This window comes from Salmonella sp. JXY0409-18 (assembly GCF_020268625.1).
GTDB classification, from domain to species: Bacteria; Pseudomonadota; Gammaproteobacteria; order Enterobacterales; family Enterobacteriaceae; genus Salmonella; species Salmonella enterica.
Map to the genome: position 1 here is coordinate 4,399,268 of NZ_CP084216.1, position 26,797 is coordinate 4,426,064.

Annotated in this window: 26 protein-coding genes and 1 pseudogene; 18 read left to right on the top strand and 9 right to left on the bottom strand. The window is 52.3% G+C overall.

Annotated features, from left to right (window positions below; translation table 11 throughout):
• Positions 1–55 precede the first annotated feature (55 nt).
• Entirely contained in the window at positions 56–892 is an 837-nt protein-coding gene (gene fdhD, locus LDB27_RS21335) for a formate dehydrogenase accessory sulfurtransferase FdhD (protein WP_001059735.1), read from the bottom strand.
• Positions 893–1,086: 194 nt separating this feature from the next.
• Between fdhD and fdnG the strand changes: the two genes are divergently transcribed.
• The 4 genes from fdnG to fdhE are packed head-to-tail and all read left to right on the top strand — an operon-like array spanning position 1,087 to position 6,610.
• Positions 1,087–4,137: a formate dehydrogenase-N subunit alpha gene (gene fdnG / locus LDB27_RS21340; protein WP_077248424.1), complete on the top strand. Its 3,051-nt coding sequence runs from the start codon at positions 1,087–1,089 to the stop codon at positions 4,135–4,137.
• Positions 4,138–4,149: 12 nt separating this feature from the next.
• Entirely contained in the window at positions 4,150–5,052 is a 903-nt protein-coding gene (fdxH, locus tag LDB27_RS21345; RefSeq protein WP_000331364.1) for a formate dehydrogenase subunit beta, read from the top strand.
• Positions 5,049–5,684, top strand: coding sequence for a formate dehydrogenase cytochrome b556 subunit (gene fdoI / locus LDB27_RS21350; RefSeq protein WP_000829025.1), 636 nt, complete (start codon positions 5,049–5,051; stop codon positions 5,682–5,684). The genes fdxH and fdoI overlap by 4 nt, the downstream gene beginning before the upstream one ends.
• A complete protein-coding gene (gene fdhE / locus LDB27_RS21355; RefSeq protein WP_000027730.1) occupies positions 5,681–6,610 on the top strand; it encodes a formate dehydrogenase accessory protein FdhE in 930 nt (309 codons plus the stop codon). The genes fdoI and fdhE overlap by 4 nt, the downstream gene beginning before the upstream one ends.
• A 46-nt stretch (positions 6,611–6,656) precedes the next feature.
• On the opposite strand, the gene LDB27_RS21360 is transcribed toward fdhE, so the two are convergent.
• Entirely contained in the window at positions 6,657–6,947 is a 291-nt protein-coding gene (locus LDB27_RS21360; protein ID WP_000362050.1) for a helix-turn-helix domain-containing protein, read from the bottom strand.
• Positions 6,948–7,259: a cytotoxic translational repressor of toxin-antitoxin stability system gene (locus LDB27_RS21365; protein WP_001159631.1), complete on the bottom strand. Its 312-nt coding sequence runs from the start codon at positions 7,257–7,259 to the stop codon at positions 6,948–6,950. It lies immediately after the preceding gene.
• A gap of 217 nt (positions 7,260–7,476) precedes the next feature.
• Here LDB27_RS21365 and LDB27_RS21370 point away from each other — a divergent pair, with 217 nt between their 5' ends.
• The 3 genes from LDB27_RS21370 (at position 7,477) to LDB27_RS21380 (ending at position 9,246) form a co-directional block, all read left to right on the top strand.
• Positions 7,477–8,406: an alpha/beta hydrolase gene (locus LDB27_RS21370; RefSeq protein WP_001127691.1), complete on the top strand. Its 930-nt coding sequence runs from the start codon at positions 7,477–7,479 to the stop codon at positions 8,404–8,406.
• Positions 8,407–8,491: 85 nt separating this feature from the next.
• Positions 8,492–8,803 (top strand): type II toxin-antitoxin system HigB family toxin, encoded by a 312-nt coding sequence (locus LDB27_RS21375; RefSeq protein ID WP_000558166.1) that lies wholly within the window; start codon positions 8,492–8,494, stop codon positions 8,801–8,803.
• On the top strand, positions 8,800–9,246 hold the full coding sequence (locus LDB27_RS21380; RefSeq protein WP_001259009.1) for a helix-turn-helix domain-containing protein: 447 nt from the start codon (positions 8,800–8,802) through the stop codon (positions 9,244–9,246). Before LDB27_RS21375 ends, LDB27_RS21380 begins: the two co-directional genes overlap by 4 nt.
• Before the next feature lie 14 nt (positions 9,247–9,260).
• Here the strand turns inward: LDB27_RS21380 and fabY are convergent, their stop codons facing one another.
• The 6 genes from fabY to LDB27_RS21410 all read right to left on the bottom strand — a co-directional run bounded on the left by fabY (position 9,261) and on the right by LDB27_RS21410 (position 14,070).
• On the bottom strand, positions 9,261–10,202 hold the full coding sequence (fabY, locus tag LDB27_RS21385) for a fatty acid biosynthesis protein FabY (RefSeq protein ID WP_001518251.1): 942 nt from the start codon (positions 10,200–10,202) through the stop codon (positions 9,261–9,263).
• 44 nt (positions 10,203–10,246) lie between these two features.
• A complete protein-coding gene (gene dtd / locus LDB27_RS21390) occupies positions 10,247–10,684 on the bottom strand; it encodes a D-aminoacyl-tRNA deacylase (protein WP_000560974.1) in 438 nt (145 codons plus the stop codon).
• Entirely contained in the window at positions 10,681–11,553 is an 873-nt protein-coding gene (locus LDB27_RS21395; RefSeq protein WP_000921423.1) for a virulence factor BrkB family protein, read from the bottom strand. The genes dtd and LDB27_RS21395 overlap by 4 nt, the downstream gene beginning before the upstream one ends.
• Positions 11,547–12,146: a glucose-1-phosphatase gene (yihX, locus tag LDB27_RS21400; protein ID WP_000965695.1), complete on the bottom strand. Its 600-nt coding sequence runs from the start codon at positions 12,144–12,146 to the stop codon at positions 11,547–11,549. Before yihX ends, LDB27_RS21395 begins: the two co-directional genes overlap by 7 nt.
• Before the next feature lie 190 nt (positions 12,147–12,336).
• Entirely contained in the window at positions 12,337–13,140 is an 804-nt protein-coding gene (locus LDB27_RS21405) for a DeoR/GlpR family DNA-binding transcription regulator (RefSeq protein WP_000059693.1), read from the bottom strand.
• Between the two features lie 33 nt (positions 13,141–13,173).
• The gene (locus tag LDB27_RS21410) at positions 13,174–14,070 is read right to left on the bottom strand and encodes a sugar kinase (RefSeq protein WP_001520529.1); all 897 of its coding nucleotides are present in this window, start codon (positions 14,068–14,070) and stop codon (positions 13,174–13,176) included.
• A 163-nt stretch (positions 14,071–14,233) separates the two neighbouring features.
• On the opposite strand from LDB27_RS21410, the gene yihU reads away from it, so the two are divergent.
• From yihU to LDB27_RS21465, 11 genes and pseudogenes are all read left to right on the top strand, one after another.
• Complete coding sequence (yihU, locus tag LDB27_RS21415) at positions 14,234–15,130, top strand: sulfolactaldehyde 3-reductase (protein WP_000268241.1); 897 nt, start codon at positions 14,234–14,236, stop codon at positions 15,128–15,130.
• A 22-nt stretch (positions 15,131–15,152) separates the two neighbouring features.
• Positions 15,153–16,031: a sulfofructosephosphate aldolase gene (gene yihT, locus LDB27_RS21420; protein WP_001067413.1), complete on the top strand. Its 879-nt coding sequence runs from the start codon at positions 15,153–15,155 to the stop codon at positions 16,029–16,031.
• 15 nt (positions 16,032–16,046) lie between these two features.
• Positions 16,047–17,289, top strand: a pseudogene (gene yihS, locus LDB27_RS21425) (sulfoquinovose isomerase).
• 3 nt (positions 17,290–17,292) lie between these two features.
• Positions 17,293–18,150: an aldose-1-epimerase gene (locus tag LDB27_RS21430; protein ID WP_023230959.1), complete on the top strand. Its 858-nt coding sequence runs from the start codon at positions 17,293–17,295 to the stop codon at positions 18,148–18,150.
• A gap of 43 nt (positions 18,151–18,193) precedes the next feature.
• Positions 18,194–20,230: an alpha-glucosidase gene (locus tag LDB27_RS21435; protein ID WP_001087035.1), complete on the top strand. Its 2,037-nt coding sequence runs from the start codon at positions 18,194–18,196 to the stop codon at positions 20,228–20,230.
• A 45-nt stretch (positions 20,231–20,275) separates the two neighbouring features.
• Positions 20,276–21,658 (top strand): MFS transporter, encoded by a 1,383-nt coding sequence (locus LDB27_RS21440; RefSeq protein ID WP_000084250.1) that lies wholly within the window; start codon positions 20,276–20,278, stop codon positions 21,656–21,658.
• A 45-nt stretch (positions 21,659–21,703) separates the two neighbouring features.
• Positions 21,704–23,125 carry an MFS transporter gene (locus tag LDB27_RS21445; protein WP_000064884.1) on the top strand — a complete coding sequence of 474 codons (1,422 nt, stop codon included), beginning with the start codon at positions 21,704–21,706 and terminating at the stop codon, positions 23,123–23,125.
• 67 nt (positions 23,126–23,192) lie between these two features.
• Positions 23,193–23,885: a porin OmpL gene (ompL, locus tag LDB27_RS21450; protein WP_000838829.1), complete on the top strand. Its 693-nt coding sequence runs from the start codon at positions 23,193–23,195 to the stop codon at positions 23,883–23,885.
• Between the two features lie 156 nt (positions 23,886–24,041).
• Positions 24,042–24,890 carry an STM4015 family protein gene (locus LDB27_RS21455; RefSeq protein WP_001042074.1) on the top strand — a complete coding sequence of 283 codons (849 nt, stop codon included), beginning with the start codon at positions 24,042–24,044 and terminating at the stop codon, positions 24,888–24,890.
• A gap of 12 nt (positions 24,891–24,902) precedes the next feature.
• Positions 24,903–25,928 (top strand): STM4014 family protein, encoded by a 1,026-nt coding sequence (locus LDB27_RS21460; RefSeq protein ID WP_077906410.1) that lies wholly within the window; start codon positions 24,903–24,905, stop codon positions 25,926–25,928.
• Positions 25,921–26,796: an STM4013/SEN3800 family hydrolase gene (locus LDB27_RS21465; protein ID WP_225519897.1), complete on the top strand. Its 876-nt coding sequence runs from the start codon at positions 25,921–25,923 to the stop codon at positions 26,794–26,796. The genes LDB27_RS21460 and LDB27_RS21465 overlap by 8 nt, the downstream gene beginning before the upstream one ends.
• The last annotated feature ends 1 nt before the right edge of the window (position 26,797 follow it).

Sequence of the window (26,797 nt, forward strand, 5' to 3'; positions counted from 1 at the left end):
AAAATATATATTAAATTAATAATATATATTTTACGCAAATGTAGAGGGTACTATTTTAGTCTGCGATTAACCGCTGCGGATGGGTATAAATCGTCGCCCGACCCGGCTTACAGAACCCCACCAGCGTAAGATTACACCGTTCAGCGACGTCAACCGCGAGCGTGGTGGCAGCAGAAACCGCAAACAAAATTTCCACACCGCACATCGCCGACTTCTGCACCATTTCGTAACTCGCGCGACTGGAAACCAGCGCCGCGCCTTGCCGCCATTCCTCACCCTCCGTGGCGCGGCGGCCGAGCAGTTTATCCAGCGCAACGTGGCGTCCGACATCTTCATGGCCCCCCGCCAGTTCACCCGACGGCATGACCCACGCCGCAGCGTGCGTACAACCCGTCAGCTTACCCGTCGGTTGAAAATCATTCAGATGTTTTAACGCGCGATCAAGGTTACCGAGATTAAACGTTTGGCTAAACGGCAGCGGTTGCACCGGCTTACCGATGTCATTGAGCTGTTCCACGCCACACACGCCGCAACCGGTGCGTCCGGCCAACGCGCGACGACGCGCTTTCAGCCCCATAAATCGACGGCTGGAAAGATCAATCTGCACTTCAAGTCCGTTACAGGACGGTACAACGTCCATGCCATAGATTTCACGCGGGCTGTCAATGATCCCTTCCGACAGAGAAAACCCCATTGCAAAATGCGTCAGATCTTTTGGAGAGGCCATCATAACGACATGCGAAATACCGTTATACACCAGTGCCACAGGCACTTCCTCGGCAACATCATCAAGTTGGGGGGACTGCAAATCCTCGCGTTTCCAGAGAGCCAACTGGCGTGAGGTTGTGAAATCAGTCACATTTAGGACTTCTTCAGACAGTATATTGTTCACTTTCTTTTAACCATATAAGAACACACACACCAACATTATGGTATTCTGTTACAACTCCTCCCGGATGGAGGAAAATTTATCCAATTCTGAACCTTTGCGGGCCCGTCCGCAAAGAAAAATAACAACCACTCCCTGAGCGTTTCGGATAGAGAAATGTGAAAGAGAAGTGACAATGTCGAAACAAGGAGCAAACCATGCAGGTCAGCAGAAGGCAGTTCTTTAAGATCTGCGCTGGCGGTATGGCAGGCACCACGGCGGCGGCACTGGGCTTCGCGCCCGGCGTAGCGCTAGCGGAAACACGGCAATATAAACTGCTGCGCACCCGCGAAACCCGTAACACCTGCACCTACTGTTCCGTTGGCTGCGGGCTGTTAATGTACAGCCTCGGCGACGGTGCGAAAAACGCCAAAGCATCTATTTTCCATATCGAAGGGGACCCGGATCATCCGGTAAGCCGTGGCGCGCTGTGCCCGAAAGGGGCCGGTCTGGTGGACTTTATCCACTCTGAAAGCCGCCTGAAATTCCCGCAATACCGCGCGCCGGGTTCAGATAAGTGGCAACAGATCAGTTGGGAAGAAGCCTTTGACCGCATCGCTAAACTGATGAAGGAAGATCGCGACGCCAACTATCAGGCGCAGAACGCCGAAGGCGTTACCGTTAACCGCTGGCTCACCACCGGGATGCTGTGCGCTTCCGCATCCAGTAACGAGACGGGTTATTTAACGCAAAAATTCTCCCGCGCGCTGGGTATGCTCGCGGTCGACAACCAGGCGCGTGTCTGACACGGACCAACGGTAGCAAGTCTTGCTCCAACATTTGGTCGCGGTGCGATGACCAACCACTGGGTCGACATCAAGAACGCCAACCTCGTCGTGGTGATGGGCGGTAACGCCGCAGAAGCTCACCCGGTCGGGTTCCGCTGGGCGATGGAAGCCAAAATTCACAACGGCGCGAAGCTGATTGTGATCGATCCGCGCTTTACGCGTACCGCGTCGGTGGCCGATTTCTATGCGCCAATACGCTCTGGTACTGACATTGCCTTCTTGTCAGGCGTGATGCTGTATCTGCTGACCAACGAAAAATACAACCGTGAATACACCGAGGCCTATACCAATGCCAGCCTGATCGTGCGTGAAGATTTTGGCTTCGATGATGGTCTGTTCACCGGCTACGACGCAGATAAGCGGCAGTACGATAAAACCAGTTGGCACTATGAGCTGGACGAAAACGGTTTTGCCAAACGCGATACGACACTGCAACACCCGCGCTGTGTCTGGAATCTGTTGAAACAGCATGTCTCACGCTATACGCCGGACGTGGTAGAAAATATCTGCGGTACGCCGAAAGCGGACTTCCTGAAAGTGTGCGAGTACATTGCAGAAACCAGCGCAAAAGATAAAACCGCGTCGTTCCTGTACGCGCTGGGCTGGACGCAGCATTCCATCGGCGCGCAGAACATCCGTACTATGGCGATGATCCAGCTTCTGCTCGGTAACATGGGGATGGCGGGCGGCGGCGTTAACGCCCTGCGCGGTCACTCCAATATTCAGGGACTGACCGACTTAGGACTGCTGTCGCAAAGTTTGCCGGGCTACCTGACGCTGCCGAGCGAAAAACAGACCGATTTGCAAACCTATCTGGCTGCCAATACGCCGAAGCCATTGTTGAAGGATCAGGTCAACTACTGGGGTAACTATCCGAAATTCTTCGTCTCAATGATGAAGGCCTTCTTTGGTGATAAAGCGACAGCGGAAAACAGCTGGGGCTTCGACTGGCTACCGAAGTGGGACAAAGGCTACGACGTGTTGCAGTACTTCGAGATGATGAAACAGGGCAAGGTCAACGGCTATATCTGCCAGGGCTTTAACCCGGTGGCCTCATTCCCGAACAAAAACAAAGTGGTCGCGTCGCTTTCCAAACTGAAGTACCTGGTGACTATCGATCCGCTCAACACCGAAACGTCCACCTTCTGGCAAAACCACGGTGAGTCGAACGACGTTGATCCCGCAAAAATCCAGACCGAAGTGTTCCGTCTGCCTTCCACCTGTTTTGCCGAGGAAAATGGTTCCATCGTTAACTCCGGTCGCTGGTTACAGTGGCACTGGAAGGGCGCAGACGCCCCGGGAATTGCCATGACCGACGGCGAAATCCTCGCCGGTATCTTCTTACGCCTGCGTAAGATGTACTCTGAACAGGGCGGCGCCAACCCGGAACAGGTGCTGAATATGACCTGGAACTACACCAAACCATACGAACCCGCCTCTGAAGAAGTGGCGATGGAAAGTAACGGTAAAGCGCTGGCCGATCTTATCGACCCGGCAACCGGCGCGGTGGTGGTGAAGAAAGGTCAACAGCTCAGTTCGTTCGCGCAACTGCGCGATGACGGTACGACGTCCAGCGGCTGCTGGATTTTCGCCGGTAGCTGGACGCCGGAAGGCAACATGATGGCGCGTCGTGATAACGCCGACCCGTCTGGTCTCGGCAACACGCTGGGCTGGGCATGGGCATGGCCGCTTAACCGCCGCATCCTCTATAACCGCGCCTCCGCCGATCCGCAGGGTAATCCCTGGGACCCGAAACGTCAGCTACTGAAATGGGAAGGCGGAAAATGGGCCGGATGGGATATTCCGGACTACAGCGCCGCCGCGCCCGGCAGCGACGTCGGACCGTTTATCATGCAGCCGGAAGGGATGGGTCGCCTGTTTGCCATCGATAAGATGGCGGAAGGGCCGTTCCCGGAACACTACGAGCCGTTTGAAACGCCGCTGGGCACTAACCCGCTGCACCCGAACGTTATCTCTAACCCTGCCGCCCGTATCTTTAAAGACGATGCCGACGCGCTGGGTAAAGCGGATAAGTTCCCGTATGTCGGAACCACTTACCGTCTGACCGAGCACTTCCACTACTGGACCAAGCACGCGTTGCTTAACGCTATCGCCCAGCCGGAACAGTTTGTGGAAATTGGCGAGAAACTGGCGAATAAGCTCGGCATCGCGCATGGCGATACCGTGAAGGTCTCCTCAAACCGCGGCTATATCAAAGCCAAAGCGGTGGTGACCAAGCGTATTCGCACGCTGAAAGCGGACGGCAAGGATATCGATACCATCGGTATTCCTATTCACTGGGGTTACGAAGGCGTGGCGAAAAAAGGTTTTATCGCCAATACGTTAACGCCTTTCGTCGGCGATGCGAACACGCAAACGCCGGAGTTTAAATCCTTCCTTGTGAACGTGGAAAAGGTGTAACGGAGACGACCTATGGCTTATCAATCGCAAGACATCATTCGTCGTTCCGCCACTAACGGTTTCACCCCCGCGCCCCAGGCGCGGGACCACCAGGAAGAGGTGGCGAAACTCATCGACGTCACCACCTGTATCGGCTGTAAAGCGTGTCAGGTGGCGTGCTCCGAGTGGAACGACATCCGTGATGAAGTGGGCAATAACGTCGGGGTGTATGACAACCCGGCGGACTTAACCGCGAAATCCTGGACGGTGATGCGCTTCTCGGAAGTGGAACAGAACGACAAACTGGAGTGGCTGATCCGTAAGGATGGCTGTATGCACTGCGCCGATCCAGGCTGCCTGAAAGCCTGTCCGGCGGAAGGGGCGATCATTCAGTACGCTAACGGTATTGTCGACTTCCAGTCCGAGCAGTGTATCGGCTGCGGCTACTGTATCGCTGGCTGCCCGTTCAACGTGCCGCGCCTCAACCCGGAAGACAACCGCGTCTATAAATGTACGCTGTGCGTTGACCGTGTGGTGGTCGGCCAGGAGCCGGCCTGCGTGAAGACCTGTCCAACCGGCGCCATTCATTTTGGCTCGAAAGAGGATATGAAAACGCTGGCGGGCGAGCGGGTGGCGGAACTCAAAACCCGTGGTTATGACAATGCGGGTCTGTACGATCCGGCGGGCGTAGGCGGTACGCATGTCATGTACGTGCTGCATCATGCCGACAAGCCGAATCTGTATCACGGTCTGCCGGAAAACCCGGAAATCAGCGAAACCGTTAAGTTCTGGAAAGGCGTCTGGAAACCGCTCGCCGCGTTCGGTTTTGCCGCGACCTTTGCCGCCAGCGTCTTCCACTATGTCGGCGTCGGTCCGAACCGCGCGGAAGAGGAAGATGACAACCTGCATGAAGAGAAAGACGAGGTGCGCAAATGAAACGACGTGACACCATCGTGCGCTATACGGCGCCGGAACGCATCAACCACTGGATCGTCGCCTTCTGCTTCGTGCTGGCGGCGGTGAGCGGGCTGGGCTTTTTATTCCCATCCTTCAACTGGTTGATGCATATCCTGGGCACCCCACAACTGGCGCGAATTCTGCACCCGTTTGTGGGCGTGGTTATGTTTGCCTCGTTCATCATCATGTTTTTCCGTTATTGGCACCACAATCTAATCAATCGGGATGATATCTTTTGGGCGAAGAATATTCGTAAGATCGTCGTCAACGAGGAAGTGGGTGACACCGGGCGTTATAACTTCGGCCAGAAATGCGTATTCTGGGCGGCGATTATCTTCCTGGTGCTGCTGCTGGTAAGCGGGGTAATTATCTGGCGTCCGTACTTTGCGCCTGCTTTCTCAATCCCGGTGATCCGATTCGCGTTAATGTTGCATTCTTTTGCCGCAGTAGCGTTAATTGTGGTTATCATGGTGCATATCTACGCCGCCCTTTGGGTGAAAGGCACCATTACCGCGATGGTGGAAGGCTGGGTAACCCGGTCGTGGGCGAAGAAACATCACCCACGCTGGTACCGAGAAGTCCGCAAGACAACGGAAAAAGAAACTGAATGAGTATTCGCATAATCCCGCAAGATGAGCTGGGGTCGAGCGAGAAACGTACGGCGGATATGATTCCGCCGTTATTGTTCCCCCGACTCAAAAACGTCTACAACCGCCGCGCCGAACGTCTGCGCGAGCTGGCTGAAAATAACCCGCTGGGCGATTACCTGCGCTTTGCCGCGCTTATCGCGCACGCGCAGGAAGTGGTGCTGTACGACCATCCGCTGGAGATGGATCTGACCGCACGTATTAAAGAAGCGAACGACCAGGGCAAGCCGCCGCTGGATATCCACGTGCTGCCGCGTGATAAGCACTGGCAAAAACTGCTGCATTCGTTAATTGCCGAGCTAAAACCCGAGATGAGCGGCCCCGCGCTGGCGGTGATTGAGAACCTGGAGAAAGCCTCAGAGCAGGAACTGGAGCAGATGGCCAGCGCGCTGTTTGCCTCGGATTTTGCCTCCGTCAGCAGCGATAAAGCCCCGTTTATCTGGGCCGCGCTCTCCCTTTACTGGGCGCAAATGGCCAGCTTGATTCCAGGCAAAGCCCGCGCGGAATACGGTGAAGCGCGCCAGTATTGCCCGGTGTGCGGTTCGATGCCGGTCTCCAGCATGGTGCAGATCGGCACCACGCAGGGGCTGCGTTATCTGCACTGTAACCTGTGCGAAACCGAATGGCATGTCGTGCGCGTAAAATGCAGTAACTGCGAACAGAGCCGCGACTTACACTACTGGTCGCTGGAAAATGAGCAGGCTGCGGTGAAAGCCGAAAGCTGCGGCGATTGCGGGACTTACCTGAAGATTCTGTATCAGGAAAAAGACCCGAAAGTAGAAGCAGTGGCCGACGACCTCGCCTCGCTGGTGCTGGACGCGCGCATGGAACAGGAGGGCTTCGCCCGCAGTTCCATCAACCCGTTCCTGTTCCCTGGCGAAGGGGAATAAGTTCTCTGGTATACCGGCTAGCAATCTACGTTAGCCGGATCATTGCTCAATAACGCAATGCTTGTATAACGTTTCTCGGGTCGTTGGCAATGGCGCGAAGTAACGCTTTGGCTGGCCCTGTCGGTGAACGTCTTCCTTGCTCCCAGTTGCGCAGCGTATCCACGTTGACCGAAATCAGTTCTGCAAACTTAGATTGCGACAACCCAGATGCCTGCCGTATTTCTTTAATCTTCATTGCATCAATATGAAAGGTACGAGAAGGCTCACGGGTCCCTTCAATGATTTCATTCATTTGAGACATACTTTGAGTTAATCGCTCAAATAACACTTTATCCATCTACCACCTCTCATTCAGCATACGAAGCACCGCTTTTTCCTGCGGCGTGAGATCATCTTTAATGCCTTTTTGATAAATCAGAAGCAAGCGAACCTCATACCGTTGACTACGATGAAAATAGATAATTCGTACGCCACTGCGCTTTCCTTTGCCTCGCGCTCCCCAGCGCATTTTTCTCAGGCCGCCCGTTTCCTGAATGACATCACCACAATCTGGATGCTGAGCCATAAAAACCTGAAGCTTATGGTATTCATCATCATCGAGCAGTTTTTTAACATCTTCAGTAAAGAGTTCCGTTTCTATGAATTGCATATTCCCTACGCCATTGGCTTATAGTAGTGAAAATAATCTATACGTCAATGGCGTATAGCATCATCATTTCACAGTACAAAAATTAAAAACCCAGCGCCAACCGCATTCCATTTTTTGCGAACCTCTATCCAGAATCATTATCCCCTCATTTCACCACTTTCCATCCCCAACAAATCAGGTTATAAACTGTACATACATACAGCTTAAGGAGCCTTATATGCCACTGGAAAAAGGAATTGCCGAACTGGTCGCCGGGTTTATCGCTGCGGGCCGCCCCTCTTCACGAGAGCAGAATATTGATGATCGGAGGGCGGGTTATATTGCCAGCACGTCGCTGGCGGGCGAGAAAGAGATTCGCGTAAAATCTGAAGATATCGTGCTGGAAGGGATGACATTTCGCGTCGTTTCGCCGCTAAACGCATCAGGTTCGCTACCCTGTATCCTCTACTATCACGGCGGCTGTTTTGTTAGCGGCGGCTTTCTGACTCATGACCCCCAGCTACGGCAACTGGCCTGGAAAAGCGGCTGTAAGGTGATTGCCATTCAGTATCGCCTTGCGCCAGAGCACACCTTCCCTGCGGCTCATGACGACGCTGAACGCGGAGCCAATATCGTCCATCAATACGCGGAGCAGTTAGGTATCGATCGTGAACGTATCACGCTTGCTGGCGATAGCGCAGGCGGGCATTTGGCATTGGTCAGCGCGCTACGCCTGAAATCCACCGCCCACTGGTCTCCGGCGAAGCTGCTGTTGATCTACCCGATGCTTGACGCTACTGCCAGTTTCCCCAGCTATGCCAGCAACGGGCAAGACTACATCATCACCCGCGACACACTACTATCAGGCTTCGAAATGTATCTCCAGGGTACCGACCTCCGTCACCCGGAAGCCAGTCCGATATGGCGTGAAGATTTTGCCGGTTTACCGCCGGTGCATATCCTCACCGCAGAGTTCGACCCACTGCGTGATGAAGGCGAAGCGCTATATCACCGTCTGAACGACCAGGGCGTGGCGTGTACTTGCCAGCGCTATCTCGGCGTTATCCACGGTTTTTTCCAATTGGGCGGCGTGAGCAAGACGGCACGAAGCGCCATGCGAGATGTGGCCTGGCGTGTTGTAAGTCCATCAACAGGCAAAATGACCTAAAATTCAATTTTGTTTTCAACTTGAAAACTGGATAACGTTGCGCTAAATTGTTTTCAGGTTGAAAACTTTGTAATGGAACTACATTGTGCATGTTATCAGCCGAAAACCGTTCAATGAAGCGATGCTCATGTATCCAAACCATGAGCTTGCCCTCACTGAGTTGCTGAATGTTCTTGAGAAAAAAACATTCACTCAGCCTGAAGAGATGAAGCGGTATATTCCTTCACTGGATAATTTTAAGTACAGAGATAAATGGTGGGTGATTGATGTTTCTGGTAACAGCCTGAGACTCATTTCCTACATAGATTTCAGGTTACATAAGATATTTGTGAAACATATCGTTTCCCATGCCGAATATGACAAACTGACCGCATATTATCGGGGTAATAAAGAATGAGAACTCATCGTCAGATGGATGCAACCAGCGCAAAAAAGATCGTTGATACCTTCAGCGATGCGGTAAAAAGCGTCCCACTGATGGGGGAAGACCGAAATGACAATGAGTATCGCAGGGCACTAGCGCTAGTGGAGTTTCTGGTCGACCACGACGATCTTGAAAACCCACTATTTGAATTGCTCTGTGCCCGAATCAGTGAATACGAAAAACATGCGCCGGAATTCAAAGCACTCAACCAACACCTGGAGAAAACGCCCCCTGGCGTTTCAGTATTGCGAACGCTCATGGATCAATACGGTCTCAAAGCAGCAGATCTTGCCAACGAACTTGGTTCTAAATCGAACGTCAGCAACATCTTAAATGGCCGCAGAGCACTAACGGTTAATCATATTAAAGCGCTTACACAACGCTTTAAACTACCAGCGGATGCCTTCATCGAGTAGTTGGATATGTCCAGCTACTCCTCCTCATTCCCGCCCTCTTCATACGGGCCGAACGGTTTCGCAGGTAGTACGATATAAATGCCTTCGAAAATTGCCCCAGCGGTCTCGCCGCCCAGGAGTTCAACCTGCAGCTGGACACGCGCTTTTTTACCCCGCGCCAGCCTGTCCAAATCACCGCTTAGCGAGCCCAAATCAGCCACGGCGTTTGGCTTTCCGCTAATCGGTTTACTGTAGCGAATATGGGCGTCAGCAAGAATAATCGTCCCGCCCAGGTGGCGTTCACGGAGCATCAGCCAGATAAGTCCCCATCCGGTCAGCGTCGCCAGGGAGAACAGGCTGCCGGCAAACACCGTATGATGCGGATTTTGATTACCGGTTTCCGGCATCGTGGTAATAAATTTTTGCCCGGTGTACTGCTGAATGCGCACCCCCATCTTTTCGCTCAATGGAATGTGCTCATACCAGGCCTGCTGAAGCTGCCCGCACCAGTCACCGCGATGCAGGATATCATCCAGCGATGCTACCGGTTTAATCATCAGAAAATGGCGGATTGGCGTGGTTGTGGGCGTAGTAATCTCCCCCTGATTGACAAATCCGAGTTTGGCAAAGAACTCAACCGCATCTTCGCGCGCGCTGCAGGTGACGCGCTTAACGCCTTCCTGGCGGGCAACAGACTCCAGGGTCATCGCCATTAATGTCCCCAGCCCTTTATCCTGTACCGAGGGATGTACAGCCATAAAACGAATAGACGCCTCGTTATCTGCATTGATATACAGGCGGCCCACTGCAACTAAGTTTCCTTCTTCGTCCACCACCATTTGATGATGCGCCAACGCATCCCAGCCATCCCGTTCCGACCCTTTCGGCTGGTGCAGCGGTTTACGCAGCATCTCCCAGCGAAACTGGTAGTAACGTTCTAATTCTTCTTCTGTTTGCGGAACTCGAAGGTGATACATAGCCGTACTCTCTCTTGTTATCCGCGGCCACGCCGGAAGCTGACTCATACCTGGAGCCAGAATGTCACGGGACCGTCATTAACCAGCTCAACCTGCATATCGGCAGCGAAGCGTCCGGTTTGCGTGTTTATCGCCTGCTGGCGGCAGCGTTCGACAAAATATTCATAAAGCGCCTGCGCGCGATCCGGCGCAGCCCCGCCGGAAAAGCTTGGTCGCATACCGCGCTCGGTATCTGCCGCCAGCGTAAACTGCGACACCACCAGCACGCTGCCGCCAGCCTGTTGTACATTCAGATTCATCTTGCCGTCAGCATCGCTGAAGATACGGTATCCCAGCACGCGCTCGCACAGACGATTCGCTTTTTGTTCGTCATCTTCTTTTTCGACACCCAATAACACCAAAAGTCCTGGGCCGATTTTACCCGTCACCTCGTCCTCCACGGTGACGCTGGCACGGGTTACGCGTTGAATTAATGCAATCATGGTTGGTCAGCTTCTTCTTGTTCTGCGGCTTGTTTGAGTTTTCGGTATTCCCCGAGAGTGACAGTTATTTCTGCGCCAAGCAAGACTATACACCAGGTCCAGTATACCCAGACAAACAGGATAGGGATCACTGCCAGTACGCCATAAATGAGCTGATATGACGGGAACATGGTGATATAAAGCGCGAAACCTTTCTTTCCGGCCTCGAACAGCAACGCTGCGACAAACGCGCCGACAAGGGCGTCACGGTTCGGTACGCGAGTTGTTGGGACAATACTGTAAAGTAACCAGAATGAGATCCACGAGAGCAGCAGCGGAAGGATGCGCAATACATTGTCGATGACCGTATTCAGATCGCTGGCCCAGCGTAAAGAAAGCAGGTAGGAGCTGATCGCCAGGCTGGCGCCAGCGAGAAGCGGGCCGAGCGTGAGGATCATCCAGTACACCGCAAAAGAGTACACTTTTGGCCGTGTGCGTTTGCTGCGCCAGATAGTGTTTAAGGCGCTATCAATGGCGTACATCAACAGCAATGCCGTCACAATCAGTCCACAGGCGCCCACCGCCGTCATTTTGTTGGAGTTAGCGACAAACTGCTCAATATAGCGCTGAATCACGTCTCCGGTGGCTGGCATAAAGTTAGCAAAAATAAAATGGCGTAACTGAATGCTGACATCAGAAAACATCGGAAAAGCAGCGAAAAGGGCAAAAACGACGGCAATAAGCGGTACTAAGGAGAGTAATGAGACATAGGCGAGATTTCCCGCCAGAGTCGTCATATTATCCTCATCGATACGCTGCCATAATAGCTTGAGCCAGGCCCGAACAGGGCGCGTATGGCGTCCAGCTTTTTGGTGAACGGTTTTTAGCATAACAGCTTCGCGAAGTAGTCAGGGATGGTGGCTTTATCCTTCACCAGAATGCTGGTGATCCCCAACTGGTTGGCCCCTTCTATATTATCGGCATTGTCGTCGAAAAAGACCGCATCGGCAGCGGAAAAACCTTCTTTCTGCAGGACGTGCTGATAAATACGCGCTTCCGGCTTACGCATTCCCAAATCCTGCGATAAATAGATATGGTCGGCGGCAGCGCGCACCTCCGGGTATTCCTCCGGCCAGAAGTGGGTATGCAGTCGGTTAGTATTGGATAGCACCACCACGCGATGCCCCTGCTCGCGCAGTTTATGCATGATAGCAATCACTTCGGGCCGTAATCCGACAAATACCGCCTGCCAGCCGTGCGCAAATTGTTCATAACTGAGCGATAACGCCATTTCATGACAGAAAGCTTCAGCAAACGCTTCGTCCGTTATCTCACCGCGTTCATGTTGGTGAAAAGTCTCGCCCATCGTAAATTTTTGCTTCAGCGAAGCCAGCGGTACTCGACTCAGATCGCTCCACACACCTAATACGCGGTTAAAGTCGATGTCGACAATCACATTACCTAAATCAAAGATGTAGAGCATGTCATTCTCCTTGCTAACCGGGGATGAATAACTGTAGCGGGAAAGGAGAAGTTTGACTATGTATCCCTTTATAAATCAATTAACAAAAAGACAATAGAAACGTAGACGATGTTCAATATCGCCTGCATCACAGCGCCGTTTTATTGGCCGGATAAAGCGCTGACGCGACCCTCCGGCGCAAGGGCGCTTGTCACGCTGAAACGGCGTCGTCCAGCGAAGGACTCACCTGAACCACTTCGATTTGCTGGGATTGAAGTAAATTCTGTAATGCCGGACCGGGATACTCGTCCGTAAACAGAGCGGTAATCTGTGACACATTGCCGATCTCAACCGCCGCAGAAGCATGGTATTTCGTATGATCGGCGGCCAGCAAAATATGTCGCGAGTGAGCCATCATGGTTTTCACTACGCTGGCTTCGTTGACATCAAACTCCAGTAACGCGCCATCGCTCTCTATCGCGCCTACGCTGGTGACGAGATAGTCAGCCCGGAACCCCGCCACAAACGCCGCCGCGGATGGCCCGATAATGCCGCTATTATGCGGGCGCAGCGTGCCGCCAGGCACCATCACTTCAAAGCGAGGGTTATTATAAAGAATGTGCGCGACGCGCAGGCTATTGGTGATAATGCGCAGATGATTATGGTTGAGCAGCGCGCGCGCCACCTGCTCAACCGTCGTTCCAATCGTGATAAATATCGTGGAGCCATCCGGAATATAGTCAGCCACGGCTTCCGCAATGGCTTTTTTCTCTTGCGTCCAGGAGACCTCTCGCTGCTCAAAGGCGGTATTGACCACACTGGACGCTCTGCCAGCGCCGCCGTGATGACGCGTAATCAGCCCCTGCTCGCTTAATTTACGAATATCGCGGCGAACCGTCTGGGTAGAGACCTCCAACAAACTGGCTAACTCATCGATATTCATATAGCCGCGCTCATCAATTAGCATTAACAGCCGATCGTGTCGCGGATTACCGGTCAGTTCGGTAAGACTCATGAGCATTCCTCTAAAAGCTTCCTACTGCTCATATTATACAAAAAGTGACAAGAAAGATCGGGTTTGCTCACAATCAGGGATACCCGCCCGGCCACCTGGGCGCGTACACTTCAGCGCGGCAACGCCGCTGGCGAATCTGACAGCCTCTTCGATGGCGTATCCGCTTGCCAGGCCAAATGCCAGTGCGCCATGAAAAACATCGCCCGCGCCGGTAGTATCCACCACCTCCACGGTAAAACCCGGTTGGTGGCGTACCGCCGCTTTTTCCAACCAGTTGCAGCCTTCACTGCCTCGCGTGACATAGACATGTCCATTTGTGAGCATTTGTGCTTTTTTTAGCGCATCAATGGCTTCGCTCATCCCCGTCAGGCGTGCCAGCCCTGGCTCGGAGAAGGCGGCGTGGTCGCTTAACGCCACCAGCTCGCTAATATCCTGCGGCGTAATATCGCCATCAAGAACAGTCATGACGCCAGCCTGACGCGCCAGCGTAAACGCCTGTTTTGCGCCGTCATGCCAGCGCACATCCGCCAACACCACATCCCACTGCGAAAAATCGATGTCGTTAAGCCAGTCGGCGTCAGGCAATAAATCCGGGCTGGGATAATTAACGATAATCCGCTCTCCTTTGGCATCCACCATAATCGCTGACTGCGACGACATGGCCTGCGTGTAGCGGCGGGTATAGCGGGTATTTACCCCCAGGGATTCCAGTTCCGCCAGCAGGCTGTTTCCGGTGTCGTCATCGCCCACACGGCCAATAAAGTCCACCTGCGCGCCCAATTTCGCCGCAGCCACGGCAGCGGTCGCCGCAGGCCCGCCGCCCACTTCCGTATAGCGCTTCGCCACATATTTACCCCCTTCTGTCGGTAATCCTTCCACGTAATAGATGCGATCCATCACGGTAATACCTACACAAGCAATACGAACCATGGTCATTCCTCAAGCATTTTCGATGTGCTCATTTTAATTTCACGAAATGTTTAAAAAGTGACGGCTGTCAATTTTTTGACTATAAATTACAAATACGATCACAAACAGACAGAAAAGGCTCATTAATGACAAAAAATGACACCACCGTGTTCAGGAGAACGATATGGCAGTTATAGCATTTATCGGGTTGGGACAGATGGGCTCTCCTATGGCGAGCAATCTGCTAAAGCAGGGCCATCAACTCAGCGTCTTCGATGTTAATCACGACGCCGTACAGCGTCTGGTAGACAAAGGCGCGCAACCTGCAAGCAGCCCGGCTCAGGCAACCATCGGCGCTGAATTTGTTATCACCATGCTCCCGAACGGCGATCTGGTTCGTTCCGTTTTGTTTGGCGAGCAAGGCGTTTGTGAAACTCTTTCCCGTGAAGCGCTGGTCATTGATATGTCCACTATTCATCCGTTGCAAACCGATAAGCTGATTGCCGACATGCAGAGCAAAGGGTTCAGCATGATGGATGTGCCGGTAGGCCGGACATCCGACAACGCGATTACCGGCACATTGTTGCTGCTGGCAGGCGGTACGGCGGAGCAAGTAGAGCGCGCTACCCCTGTTCTGATGGCGATGGGTAATGAGCTGGTCAACACCGGCGGCCCGGGAATGGGTATTCGCGTAAAACTGATCAACAACTACATGAGTATTGCGCTAAATGCGCTCTCCGCCGAAGCCGCCGTGCTGTGTGAAGCGCTGAGGCTTTCCTTCGACGTGGCTTTAAAAGTGATGAGCGGCACTGCCGCAGGCAAAGGGCATTTCACCACCACCTGGCCGAATAAAGTGATGAAAGGGGATCTGTCTCCCGCCTTCATGATCGATCTGGCGCACAAAGATCTTGGCATCGCGTTGGATGTCGCCAATCAACTGCACGTACCGATGCCGCTCGGTGCCGCCTCCCGGGAAGTTTATAACCTGGCGCGGGCCGCAGGCCGCGGTCGGGAAGACTGGAGCGCCATCCTGGAGCAGGTGCGCATCAGCGCCGGGCTGACCGCCAACGTAAAAAAGTAACGACTGTATAAAGGAAAATTGAATGAACAACTACACCATCAAAGACATTACGCGAGCGTCCGGCGGGTTTGCCATGCTGGCTGTCGATCAGCGCGAGGCGATGCGTTTAATGTTTGCTGCTGCTGGTGCGAAAACACCCGTTGCCGATAGCGTGCTGACGGATTTCAAAGTGAATGCGGCGAAAATTCTTTCCCCGTATGCCTCTGCCGTTCTGCTGGATCAGCAGTTCTGTTATCGCCAGGCCGTAGAACAAAACGCGGTCGCTAAAAGCTGCGCCATGATCGTCGCGGCGGATGATTTCATCCCGGGCAACGGTATTCCCGTTGATAACGTGGTCATTGATAAAAAAATTAATGCGCAGGCGGTAAAACGGGATGGCGCGAAAGCCTTAAAACTGTTGGTGCTGTGGCGCAGCGACGAAGACGCGCAGCAGCGTCTGGATATGGTCAAAGAATTCAATGAATTATGTCACTCCAATGGTTTGCTGAGCATTATCGAACCGGTTGTACGTCCGCCGCGCTGCGGCGACAAGTTCGATCGCGAGCAGGCGATTATCGATGCGGCCAAAGAGCTGGGCGACAGCGGCGCCGATCTTTACAAAGTTGAAATGCCGCTCTACGGCAAAGGCGCGCGTTCCGATCTTCTTACCGCCTCACAACGCCTGAATGGGCATATCAATATGCCGTGGGTCATCCTCTCTTCCGGTGTGGACGAAAAACTGTTCCCTCGCGCGGTCAGGGTCGCCATGGAAGCTGGCGCATCCGGGTTCCTGGCGGGACGCGCGGTCTGGTCATCAGTGATTGGTTTACCGGATACCGAGCTGATGCTACGTGATGTTTCCGCGCCTAAATTGCAACGTCTGGGCGAGATCGTCGATGAAATGATGGCAAAACGTCGTTAATACGAGGATGAAAGAATGAAATGGTTTAACACGTTGAGCCACAACCGCTGGCTGGAGCAGGAAACCGACCGCATCTTTAATTTCGGTAAAAACGCCGCGGTGCCGACAGGCTTCGGCTGGCTGGGAAATAAAGGGCAAATCAAAGAAGAGATGGGCACCCATCTTTGGATCACGGCGCGTATGCTGCACGTTTATTCCGTGGCGGCGTCGATGGGCCGACCGGGCGCTTATGATCTGGTCGATCATGGCATCAAAGCCATGAACGGCGCGCTGCGCGACAAAAAATACGGCAGGCTGGTATGCCTGCGTTAATGATCAGGGCGTGGTAGATGCCTCTAAACAGGGTTATCAACACTTCTTCGCCTTGCTGGGCGCGGCCAGCGCCGTCACGACCGGGCATCCTGAAGCCAGGAAATTGCTGGATTACACCATAGAAGTGATTGAGAAATACTTCTGGAGTGAAGAAGAGCAGATGTGCCTGGAGTCCTGGGACGAAGCCTTTAGCAAAACCGAAGACTACCGTGGCGGCAACGCCAATATGCACGCCGTCGAAGCGTTCCTGATTGTTTATGACGTTACCCATGACAAAAAATGGCTGGATCGCGCGCTGCGTATCGCGTCGGTAATTATTCATGATGTGGCGCGCAACGGTGATTACCGCGTCAATGAACACTTCGATTCACAGTGGAACCCTATCCGCGACTACAACAAAGATAATCCTGCCCACCGTTTCCGCGCCTACGGCGGTACGCCAGGTCACTGGATTGAGTGGGGCCGTCTGATGCTCCATCTCCATGCTGCGCTGGAGGCCCGCTTCGAAACGCCACCCGCCTGGCTGCTGGAAGACGCGAAAGGTCTGTTCCATGCCACTATCCGCGACGCCTGGGCGCCAGATGGCGCAGACGGCTTTGTCTACTCAGTCGACTGGGACGGTAAACCTATCGTACGTGAACGCGTGCGCTGGCCGATTGTGGAAGCGATGGGTACGGCCTACGCCCTCTACACCCTGACGGGCGATAGCCAGTATGAAGAGTGGTATCAGAAATGGTGGGACTACTGCATTAAGTACCTGATGGACTATGAAAATGGTTCCTGGTGGCAAGAGCTGGACGCCGATAACAAAGTGACCACCAAAGTGTGGGACGGCAAGCAAGATATTTACCATCTGCTGCACTGTCTGGTCATTCCTCGTCTGCCACTGGCGCCGGGCCTGGCTCCAGCGGTCGCGGCGGGTCTCCTGGATATCAACGCGAAATAGGTCATGAGGATGGCAGCCATGCACAGCGGTGGAAAAACTATTCAGCTTAATGCGGGCCATTACCAGGCGAAAATCGTCACGGTTGGCGCAGGTCTGGCGGAACTGACCCATCATGGACGCCATGTGGTCATCCCGCATAAACCGGAAGAAATACCCATGGCGCATCTGGGGAAAGTATTGATTCCCTGGCCCAATCGCGTGACAAATGGCTGCTACTCCTATAACGGCAAGGTTTTCCAGCTTGCCGTTAACGACCCGGTTTCGCAGACCGCCATTCACGGTCTGTTAGCCTGGCGAGACTGGCAGATTAATTATCAGTCGGCGACGGAAGCGTCGCTAACGATTTTTCTGCCGCCCACTTACGGCTATCCCTTTGCGTTGATATCGGAAGTGATTTATCGGTTAGATGCCGCCAGTGGGCTGCACGTATTGATTCGTACGCAAAACATTGGCGATAAATCAGCCCCTTATGGCGCGGGCGCACATCCTTATTTGACTTGTAATCTGCAAAGCATCGATAGCTGTGTATTAACACTGCCTGTAAGCGAAGAATTGCCCGCAGGCAGGGATTTTTCCGCATCATGCCTGCTCGGCGAAACGCGCCTTGATCATGCGGTTAAGACCGCGACTACCCCGGCTGAGTGGGAGGTCAGACTTACCAGCCCAACGCAGAACATGTCTACATTTTTACGCAGCAACCAACCCTGGCTACAGATCTATACCGGCGAAAAACTCAGCCGAAAAGGTCTCGCGGTAGAGCCTATGAGCTGCCCGCCCGATGCATTTAATTCCGGGATCGCGCTGATTCATCTTGCCCCAAAAGCGATCCATCAACTGCATTTTTCCATCGGCTGCGACTAGCCCAAATGGATTACCGAATTACCCTACATTCACGGAGATTACAATGAATTCTCTACCACAACGGTCAACCGATTTTGAACTGACAACATCACAGGATGGTTTTGCACTTAGCTGGCAGCAGCGCCTGATTTTACGCCACAGCGCCGAAACCCCCTGTCTGTGGATTGGCGCGGGCGTTGCCGACATTGATATGTTTCGCGGCAACTTTAGTATCAAAGACAAACTTAACGAGAAGATTGCATTAACGGAGGCCACGGTCAGCGAGCTACCCGACGGCTGGCTGGTACAATTCAGCCGTGGCGCAACAATTAGCGCCACCCTTCGCATCTCCGCCGATGAGGCGGGACGCCTGACGTTGGATCTGCAAAACGACGACCTGCACCATAACCGTATCTGGTTACGCCTCGCAGCTAATCCAGACGACCATATCTACGGCTGCGGCGAACAGTTCTCTTATTTCGATTTGCGCGGCAAGCCGTTCCCGCTGTGGACCAGCGAACAGGGCGTTGGCCGTAATAAAACCAGCTATGTCACCTGGCAGGCAGACTGCAAAGAGAACGCCGGCGGCGACTATTACTGGACCTTCTTCCCGCAACCGACCTTTGTCAGCACGCAAAAATACTACTGCCACGTTGAAAATAGCTGTTATATGAATTTCGACTTCAGCGCGCCGGAGTATCACGAACTGGCGCTGTGGGAAGATAAAACTACGCTGCGTTTTGAGTGTGCCGACACCTACATCGCCCTGCTGGAAAAACTGACTGCGCTGTTAGGCCGCCAGCCGGAGCTGCCGGACTGGGTTTACGACGGCGTCACGTTAGGCATTCAGGGCGGTACGGAAGTTTGCCAGAAAAAACTGGATACCATGCGCAACGCTGGCGTAAAAGTGAACGGTATTTGGGCGCAGGACTGGTCCGGTATCCGCATGACCTCCTTTGGCAAGCGCGTGATGTGGAACTGGAAGTGGAATAGCGACAACTATCCGCAACTGGATAGCCGGATCAAACAGTGGAAAGAAGAAGGCGTCCAGTTCCTCTCTTATATCAATCCATACGTCGCCAGTGATAAAGACCTCTGCGCCGAGGCGGCGAAACACGGCTATCTGGCGAAAGACGCCACGGGCGGCGACTATCTGGTCGAGTTTGGCGAATTCTATGGCGGCGTGGTCGATCTGACCAATCCTGAAGCTTACGACTGGTTCAAAGACGTCATCAAAAAGAACATGATCGCGCTCGGCTGCAGCGGCTGGATGGCGGATTTCGGCGAATATCTGCCGACCGACACGTATCTGCACAACGGCGTCAGCGCCGAGATCATGCATAACGCCTGGCCTGCGCTGTGGGCGAAATGTAACTACGAAGCGCTACAGGAGACCGGCAAACTCGGCGAGATCCTGTTCTTTATGCGTGCGGGTTACACCGGTAGCCAGAAGTATTCCACCATGATGTGGGCAGGTGACCAGAACGTTGACTGGAGCCTTGATGATGGTCTGGCCTCGGTAGTACCTGCGGCATTGTCGCTGGCGATGACCGGCCATGGTCTGCATCACAGCGATATCGGCGGCTACACCACCCTGTTTGACATGAAACGCAGCAAAGAGTTGCTGCTGCGCTGGTGCGATTTCAGCGCCTTTACGCCGATGATGCGCACCCATGAAGGCAACCGCCCCGGCGATAACTGGCAGTTCGACGGCGACGCGGAAACTATTGCCCACTTTGCCCGCATGACCACCGTCTTTACCACGCTGAAACCGTATCTCAAGCAGGCGGTGGCGCAAAACGCGGCTACCGGTCTGCCGGTCATGCGTCCGCTATTCCTGCACTACGAGAACGATGCCGCAACCTACGCCCTGAAATATCAATATCTGCTCGGTCAGGATCTGCTGGTCGCGCCGGTTTATGAGCAGGGGCGTTGCGATTGGACGCTGTACCTGCCGGAAGATCACTGGGTGAATATCTGGACCGGCGAAGCTCACCACGGCGGTGAAATTACCGTGGATGCGCCCATTGGCAAGCCGCCGGTCTTCTATCGCGCGAAGAGCGAGTGGGCTTCACTTTTTGCTTCTTTACGGAATATCTAATACGGCTCGCCCGCAGGGAAACCTGCGGGCAGATGGAGAAGAATAATGAGTCAAACATCATCGAATCCGGCAACCCTACGCTTGCCGTTTAAAGAAAAACTTGCCTATGGACTGGGGGATTTAGGTTCCAATATCCTGTTAGATATCGGGACCCTCTATTTACTCAAATTTTATACCGATGTGCTGGGTTTACCAGGGACTTACGGCGGGATCATTTTCCTGATCGCCAAATTTTTTACCGCATTTACCGATATGGGTACCGGCATTATGCTCGACTCGCGGCGTAAAATTGGTCCGAAGGGCAAATTCCGCCCGTTCGTGCTTTACGCGGCATTTCCGGTAACGCTACTGGCGATTGCTAACTTTGTCGGCACACCGTTTGAGGTGACGGGAAAAACCGTCGTCGCAACGATGCTGTTTATGCTGTATGGGCTGGTTTTCAGCATGATGAACTGCTCGTATGGCGCGATGGTGCCCGCGATTACCAAGAACCCGGATGAACGCGCCTCGCTTGCCGCGTGGCGTCAGGGCGGCGCCACTCTCGGCCTGCTGCTGTGTACCGTTGGCTTTGTGCCGGTCATGAACCTGATCGAAGGCAATGCCCAACTCAGCTATATTTTCGCCGCCACGCTATTTTCATTGTTTGGCCTGCTATTTATGTGGCTGTGCTACGCCGGCGTTAAAGAGCGCTACGTCGAAGTGAAACCTGTCGATAACGCGCAAAAGCCCGGATTATTGCAGTCGTTCCGCGCCATCGCCGGTAACCGTCCGCTGTTTATTCTGTGTATCGCCAACCTTTGTACTCTCGGCGCCTTCAACGTCAAACTGGCGATTCAGGTTTATTACACCCAGTACGTTCTTAACGACCCGATCCTCCTCTCCTGGATGGGCTTCTTTAGCATGGGCTGTATTTTTATCGGCGTCTTTTTGATGCCCGGCGCTGTAAGGCGTTTTGGCAAGAAGAAAGTCTATATCGGCGGGCTGTTAATATGGGTGGCGGGCGATCTGCTCAACTACTTCTTTGGCGGCGGCTCGGTCAGTTTTGTCGCCTTCTCCTGCCTGGCGTTCTTCGGTTCCGCCTTCGTCAACAGCCTGAACTGGGCGCTGGTTTCCGACACGGTGGAGTACGGTGAATGGCGCACCGGCGTCCGCTCGGAAGGGACGGTTTACACCGGCTTCACCTTCTTCCGTAAGGTCTCCCAGGCGCTGGCAGGGTTCTTCCCCGGCTGGATGCTGACGCAAATCGGTTATATCCCGAATGTGGTGCAATCGGCAGGCACCGTCGAAGGCCTACGCCAGTTGATCTTTATTTATCCTTGCGTGCTGGCGGTCATCACCATTATTGCGATGGGCTGTTTCTACAACCTCAACGAGAAGATGTACGTGCGAATTGTGGAAGAGATTGAGGCCCGGAAACATACGGTTTAACAACAATAAAATATAACGCCCTGCGGGGCGTTTTGAGAGGCGATTATGTCTAATCATGATCCGCTAACGCTAAAGTTGAGCCTGCGGGAAAAATGCGCCTATGGCGTGGGCGATTTCGGCTCAAATCTGATGCTGTGTATCGGTACGCTGTATCTACTGAAGTTTTATACCGATGAACTCGGGATGCCTGCATATTACGGTGGAATTATCTTTCTGGTGGCGAAATTCTTCACCGCTTTTACCGATATGCTCACCGGCGTATTGCTGGACTCACGCCGTAATATTGGCGCAAAAGGAAAGTTTCGGCCTTTTATTCTGTATGCGTCATTTCCGGTCGCTCTGGTTGCTACTGCGCAATTCTTTGCCACTCACTTTACTTTACCCGTTAAAACAGCCTTCGCGACGGTGCTGTTTATGTTGTTCGGTCTGTTCTACAGCCTGATGAACTGCTCATACGGCGCGATGGTACCCGCTATTACCAAAAATCCGCATGAGCGCGCCCAGCTCGCCGCATGGCGACAAGGCGGCGCTACCATTGGCCTTCTTCTTTGTACCGTAGGTTTTATGCCTATTCAGGCGCTGTTTACCCGTTCCCCTTCGCTGGGTTATCTGATTGCAGCAGTCATCTTTTCGGTCTGCGGGCTGTTCAGCATGTGGTGGTGCTTTAGCGGGGTGAAAGAACGGTATATCGAAACCGTGCCTGACACGCATAAACCTAGCATATTGAAGTCCTTCTGCGCGATTTTTCGTAATCCGCCGCTGCTGGTGCTCTGCGTTGCCAATTTGTGCACGCTGGCCGCCTTTAATATCAAGCTGGCCATTCAGGTTTATTACTCTCAGTACGTGCTGAACGATATTCATTTGTTGTCATGGATGGGTTTTTTCAGCATGGGCTGTATCCTGATTGGTGTTTTATTAGTACCTGCTGCGGTAAAACGCTTCGGGAAAAAACAGGTTTATCTTGGTGGTCTGATATTGTGGGCCGTTGGCGATATCCTGAATTTTATCTGGGGTGGAACGTCATTCCTGTTTGTTATTTTCTCTTGTATCGCCTTTTTCGGTACCGCTTTCGTCAACAGCCTGAACTGGGCGCTGGTTCCGGATACGGTTGACTACGGTGAATGGAAAACGGGTATTCGCGCTGAAGGCTCGGTGTATACGGGTTATACCTTTTCCCGCAAAATTTCCGCTGCGCTTGCTGGCTTTTTGCCAGGTATTATGCTGACGCAAATCGGTTATATCCCCAACATAGCTCAAAGTGACACCACGTTGCTTGGTTTGCGTCAGCTCATTTTTTTATGGCCTTGCGGTCTTGCCATTATCGCAGCACTAACGATGGGCTTTTTTTATAAGCTCAATGAACAACGTTTCGCTTTTATTATCGAGGAAATTGCCCAACGAAAGAAAACAGGTAATCAAATTGTCGCGACTAATAATAAACAAAGTATTTCTACTGTAAATAATTAAACGACGCTTGCCGCTTTATCCATCCCGATGGGTGGCGGCTTCCCTATATTTGAAAAATGGATTTATTATGAAATCTCTGAATACTCTAGTGATATTAACTTCAGTAATATCCACCTCTGTTTTTGCTGGCGCTTATGTAGAAAACCGTGAGGCCTATAACCTGGCGTCTGACCAAATGGAGTTTATGCTGCGCGTCGGCTATAACTCCGATATGGGGGCCGGAATTATGTTGACCAATACCTATACGCTACAGCGTGATGATGAATTAAAGCATGGTTATAATGAGATTGAGGGCTGGTATCCGTTATTTAAACCTACAGATAAATTAACCATTCAGCCAGGGGGGTTAATAAACGACAAAAGCATTGGTTCCGGCGGCGCCGTCTATCTGGATGTTAACTATAAATTTACCCCGTGGTTTAATCTTACGGTACGTAACCGATATAATCACAATAATTATAGTTCAACCGATTTGAATGGCGAACTGGATAATAATGACAGCTATGAAATCGGTAACTATTGGAATTTTACCATTACCGATAAATTTTCTTATACCTTTGAACCACACTATTTTTATAACGTTAATGATTTTAATAGTAGTAATGGTACGAAGCATCATTGGGAAATCACTAATACCTTCCGTTATCGTATCAATGAACACTGGTTGCCCTACTTTGAATTACGCTGGTTAGATCGTAACGTGGGCCCCTACCATAGAGAGCAAAACCAGATTCGTATCGGGGCGAAGTATTTCTTCTGATATTATCGCCTCTATTTTCCGAATCTGCATCACAGCGGGTAGTTGTTCTGCCCGCTCATTCATCCTGAATCAGACTCCCGATATCCCGCCTCTAAGCGCCATGATAATATTCGCAAAGCGTTTTACCATATTCATGCTTATAGAGAAGGGAAACAAATGAATAAGCGATTTAATATTGATTGGGACAATGAATTAACCCAGGAACAGCTCATTAATTTAATTTTAACCGATGAAGATCTGCCAAAGCTTCGCTCGCTGACCATTGGTAACTGGGGTGATTGTTGGGAAGACGAAACCTGCCAGCCTATTATTGATATGATTGTGGAGAACGCCCCCCGCTTTGCTCACCTGGAATCACTGTTTATCGGTGATATGGAGAGCGAAGACTGCGAGATCTCCTGGATTAAACAAGGTGACTATTCCAGGCTCTATGCGGCGTTACCCAATCTGAAAGAACTGATTATTAAAGGCGCGTCGGATCTGCGACTGGGCGCTATACATCATGAGAAACTGGAGCACCTGGAAATCATTTCCGGCGGCATCCCTTCTAACGTACTTGCCGAACTACAAAATGCGCAGCTCCCTGCATTAAAAACGCTGAAGCTCTTCCTGGGCGTAGAGGAATACGGTTTTGACGGTTCGCTGGATGACGTGATGGCGCTGGCATCGAAAGATCTTTTCCCTCAGCTCACCCATCTGGGGTTGATGAACAGCGAAGAGCAGGATGATATCGCCCGCCGGGTGCTGGAAAGTAATATCCTGCCGCAGCTTGAAGTGCTGGAACTCTCATGCGGTACCTTAACGGACAACGGCGCAGAGGCGCTGCTGGAGCATAAAGACCGAATTGCGCATCTGGAAACACTCGATCTCCACCACCACTATTTGACGCCGGAGATGCAGGAAAAGCTAAAAGCCACACTGCCGATAAACCTGAATCTTTCAGAAGCTCTGGAGCCTGAAGATTACGATGGCGATATTTATATGAATGCGATGTACACCGAGTGATTGTGTTGGGGAATGTGCACATTCCCCTACTCACCGATAAAGGGATTTATTGTGATTACGCTCATTGGCCCCCGTCAGAGCAAGCGCACGCATTATTTTATGCAGGCTGCCGCCGTACTTGGGGAATCCGTCACGGCGCTGACTCATCCGCACGCGCTGGACGCTTCGCTGACCTCTGGCATCGTTAAAATCGACCCGCCAGTACACAGTGAAACTGACATCCGCAAAATAAACGCGATCGGCCTGGACTATATCCATTTTTTGCAGAACATGGCGGCGCGTCCTGGCGTCACATGGCTTAACCATCCGGCGGGCCTCATTCACCTGTTGGATAAAAAACGCTGCAAGCGGCGCTTACTGGAACACGGCATCCCCACGCCGCCGTTGGTAGCGGAAGACGTAAAAAGTTTTGCACATCTCACCGCCATCATGGAGGAAAAAAGGGTCGCCAGCGTGTTCATTAAACCCTCGCTGGGTTCTGGCGCGGCGGGCGTTATCGCTTTGCGCCGCCATCCTGATGGCATAAAGCAGGTGCTTTACAGCGCAGTTGCCATATCAGGACAACAGCTATTTAACAGCAAAAAAATCCAACAGTATCGTCAAAAAGAAGATATCCAGCTCATTATTGATGGCGTTCTTCAGCAGGAAAACCTCGTCGAACAGTGGCTGCCCAAAGCCAGCGTAAAGCATAAAACCTATGATTTACGCATCGTCTGCCTGGATGGCGAAATTATCTGGCGAGTGGTCAGAACCTCCTCGCAGCCCATTACTAACTTACATCTGCAAAACCAGGCTTACTGCTTCGAAAGTCTGGAGTTATCTGCCGCAAAAGTGACTGAGATCGATACGCTCTGTCAAAATGCCATGCGACTTTTCCCTGGCATTCGCTTAGCGGGTATTGATGTTTTACTTACCACCAGCCTGACGCCGTATATTATTGAAATTAATGGCCAGGGTGATTTGATTTATCAGGATGCGCAGCAGAACAATCTAATTTATCAGGCGCAAATCCGGGCCATGAGGAAGCAAAATGTATAATTCAATGGATGAAGTCCCCGTCTCGCTGCACGCGTCGATTGACACCGGCGATGGCGAACTCGATATGAATGCGCTAATTAGTAATAACGCTCATATTCTTTTTATTGTGCTGGACTCGTTACGCTACGATATTGCGCTTCAGGAACAAACCGCCGGAAATACGCCCAACCTTAATCATTATGGACAATGGACGAAATGCGAGGCGGCCGGTAATTTTACCTGGCCTTCGCATCACGCCATGTTTTCAGGTTTTATGCCAAAACCTATTGATGATACCGTTAATCAGACCATGCTGTTTTTCCCAAAAGATATCGGACTTGGTCGTAAAGGGCCGAAAAATGCATTTGCCTTTGATGACGCAACATGGATAAAAAGTCTGGAAAATAAAGGCTACCAGACCATCTGTATTGGCGGCGTCTCTTTCTTTAATAACCGCTCCGGCATGGGAAAAGTGTTCCCGTCGATGTTTAAAGAGAGTTACTGGCATCCACGCTTTGCCTGTACGGTTAAAGAAAGTATGGATAACCAGATCCATTATATCCAGAAAATCATGGCCGAGCGTGCTGGCAGCCAACCGGTCATGATGTATATCAATATCGATACGATTCATTATCCTAACCATTTTTACGTGGAGGGCGCGGCCCTTGGCGATACCGTTGAGACCCATGCCGCCGCGCTACGCTATATCGACGCCCGCATCGACGGATTACTGAACATTTTCCGCCAAACCGGCGGCGAAACGTTCGTTATTGTCTGCTCCGATCACGGTACCTGCTATGGCGAAGACGGGAAATATTTCCATAGTTTTAACCATCCGATCGTTAATACCGTTCCCTATATGCATTTCTTGCTGAGCTGTAATCATTAAT

What these genes read in the sequence shown, in the direction of transcription:
- LDB27_RS21410 (WP_001520529.1), bottom strand. Translation starts at nt 14,070, where the DNA reads ATGGTTCGTATTGCTTGTGTAGGTATTACCGTGATGGATCGCATCTAT.
- LDB27_RS21455 (WP_001042074.1), top strand. Translation starts at nt 24,042, where the DNA reads ATGAATAAGCGATTTAATATTGATTGGGACAATGAATTAACCCAGGAA.
- LDB27_RS21435 (WP_001087035.1), top strand. Translation starts at nt 18,194, where the DNA reads ATGAATTCTCTACCACAACGGTCAACCGATTTTGAACTGACAACATCA.
- LDB27_RS21370 (WP_001127691.1), top strand. Translation starts at nt 7,477, where the DNA reads ATGCCACTGGAAAAAGGAATTGCCGAACTGGTCGCCGGGTTTATCGCT.
- LDB27_RS21380 (WP_001259009.1), top strand. Translation starts at nt 8,800, where the DNA reads ATGAGAACTCATCGTCAGATGGATGCAACCAGCGCAAAAAAGATCGTT.
- ompL (WP_000838829.1), top strand. Translation starts at nt 23,193, where the DNA reads ATGAAATCTCTGAATACTCTAGTGATATTAACTTCAGTAATATCCACC.
- fdhE (WP_000027730.1), top strand. Translation starts at nt 5,681, where the DNA reads ATGAGTATTCGCATAATCCCGCAAGATGAGCTGGGGTCGAGCGAGAAA.
- LDB27_RS21445 (WP_000064884.1), top strand. Translation starts at nt 21,704, where the DNA reads ATGTCTAATCATGATCCGCTAACGCTAAAGTTGAGCCTGCGGGAAAAA.
- LDB27_RS21395 (WP_000921423.1), bottom strand. Translation starts at nt 11,553, where the DNA reads ATGCTAAAAACCGTTCACCAAAAAGCTGGACGCCATACGCGCCCTGTT.
- fdxH (WP_000331364.1), top strand. Translation starts at nt 4,150, where the DNA reads ATGGCTTATCAATCGCAAGACATCATTCGTCGTTCCGCCACTAACGGT.
- LDB27_RS21465 (WP_225519897.1), top strand. Translation starts at nt 25,921, where the DNA reads ATGTATAATTCAATGGATGAAGTCCCCGTCTCGCTGCACGCGTCGATT.
- yihT (WP_001067413.1), top strand. Translation starts at nt 15,153, where the DNA reads ATGAACAACTACACCATCAAAGACATTACGCGAGCGTCCGGCGGGTTT.
- yihX (WP_000965695.1), bottom strand. Translation starts at nt 12,146, where the DNA reads ATGCTCTACATCTTTGATTTAGGTAATGTGATTGTCGACATCGACTTT.
- LDB27_RS21365 (WP_001159631.1), bottom strand. Translation starts at nt 7,259, where the DNA reads ATGCAATTCATAGAAACGGAACTCTTTACTGAAGATGTTAAAAAACTG.
- yihU (WP_000268241.1), top strand. Translation starts at nt 14,234, where the DNA reads ATGGCAGTTATAGCATTTATCGGGTTGGGACAGATGGGCTCTCCTATG.
- fdoI (WP_000829025.1), top strand. Translation starts at nt 5,049, where the DNA reads ATGAAACGACGTGACACCATCGTGCGCTATACGGCGCCGGAACGCATC.
- LDB27_RS21405 (WP_000059693.1), bottom strand. Translation starts at nt 13,140, where the DNA reads ATGAGTCTTACCGAACTGACCGGTAATCCGCGACACGATCGGCTGTTA.
- LDB27_RS21460 (WP_077906410.1), top strand. Translation starts at nt 24,903, where the DNA reads ATGTGCACATTCCCCTACTCACCGATAAAGGGATTTATTGTGATTACG.
- LDB27_RS21430 (WP_023230959.1), top strand. Translation starts at nt 17,293, where the DNA reads ATGAGGATGGCAGCCATGCACAGCGGTGGAAAAACTATTCAGCTTAAT.
- LDB27_RS21440 (WP_000084250.1), top strand. Translation starts at nt 20,276, where the DNA reads ATGAGTCAAACATCATCGAATCCGGCAACCCTACGCTTGCCGTTTAAA.
- dtd (WP_000560974.1), bottom strand. Translation starts at nt 10,684, where the DNA reads ATGATTGCATTAATTCAACGCGTAACCCGTGCCAGCGTCACCGTGGAG.
- LDB27_RS21360 (WP_000362050.1), bottom strand. Translation starts at nt 6,947, where the DNA reads ATGGATAAAGTGTTATTTGAGCGATTAACTCAAAGTATGTCTCAAATG.
- fabY (WP_001518251.1), bottom strand. Translation starts at nt 10,202, where the DNA reads ATGTATCACCTTCGAGTTCCGCAAACAGAAGAAGAATTAGAACGTTAC.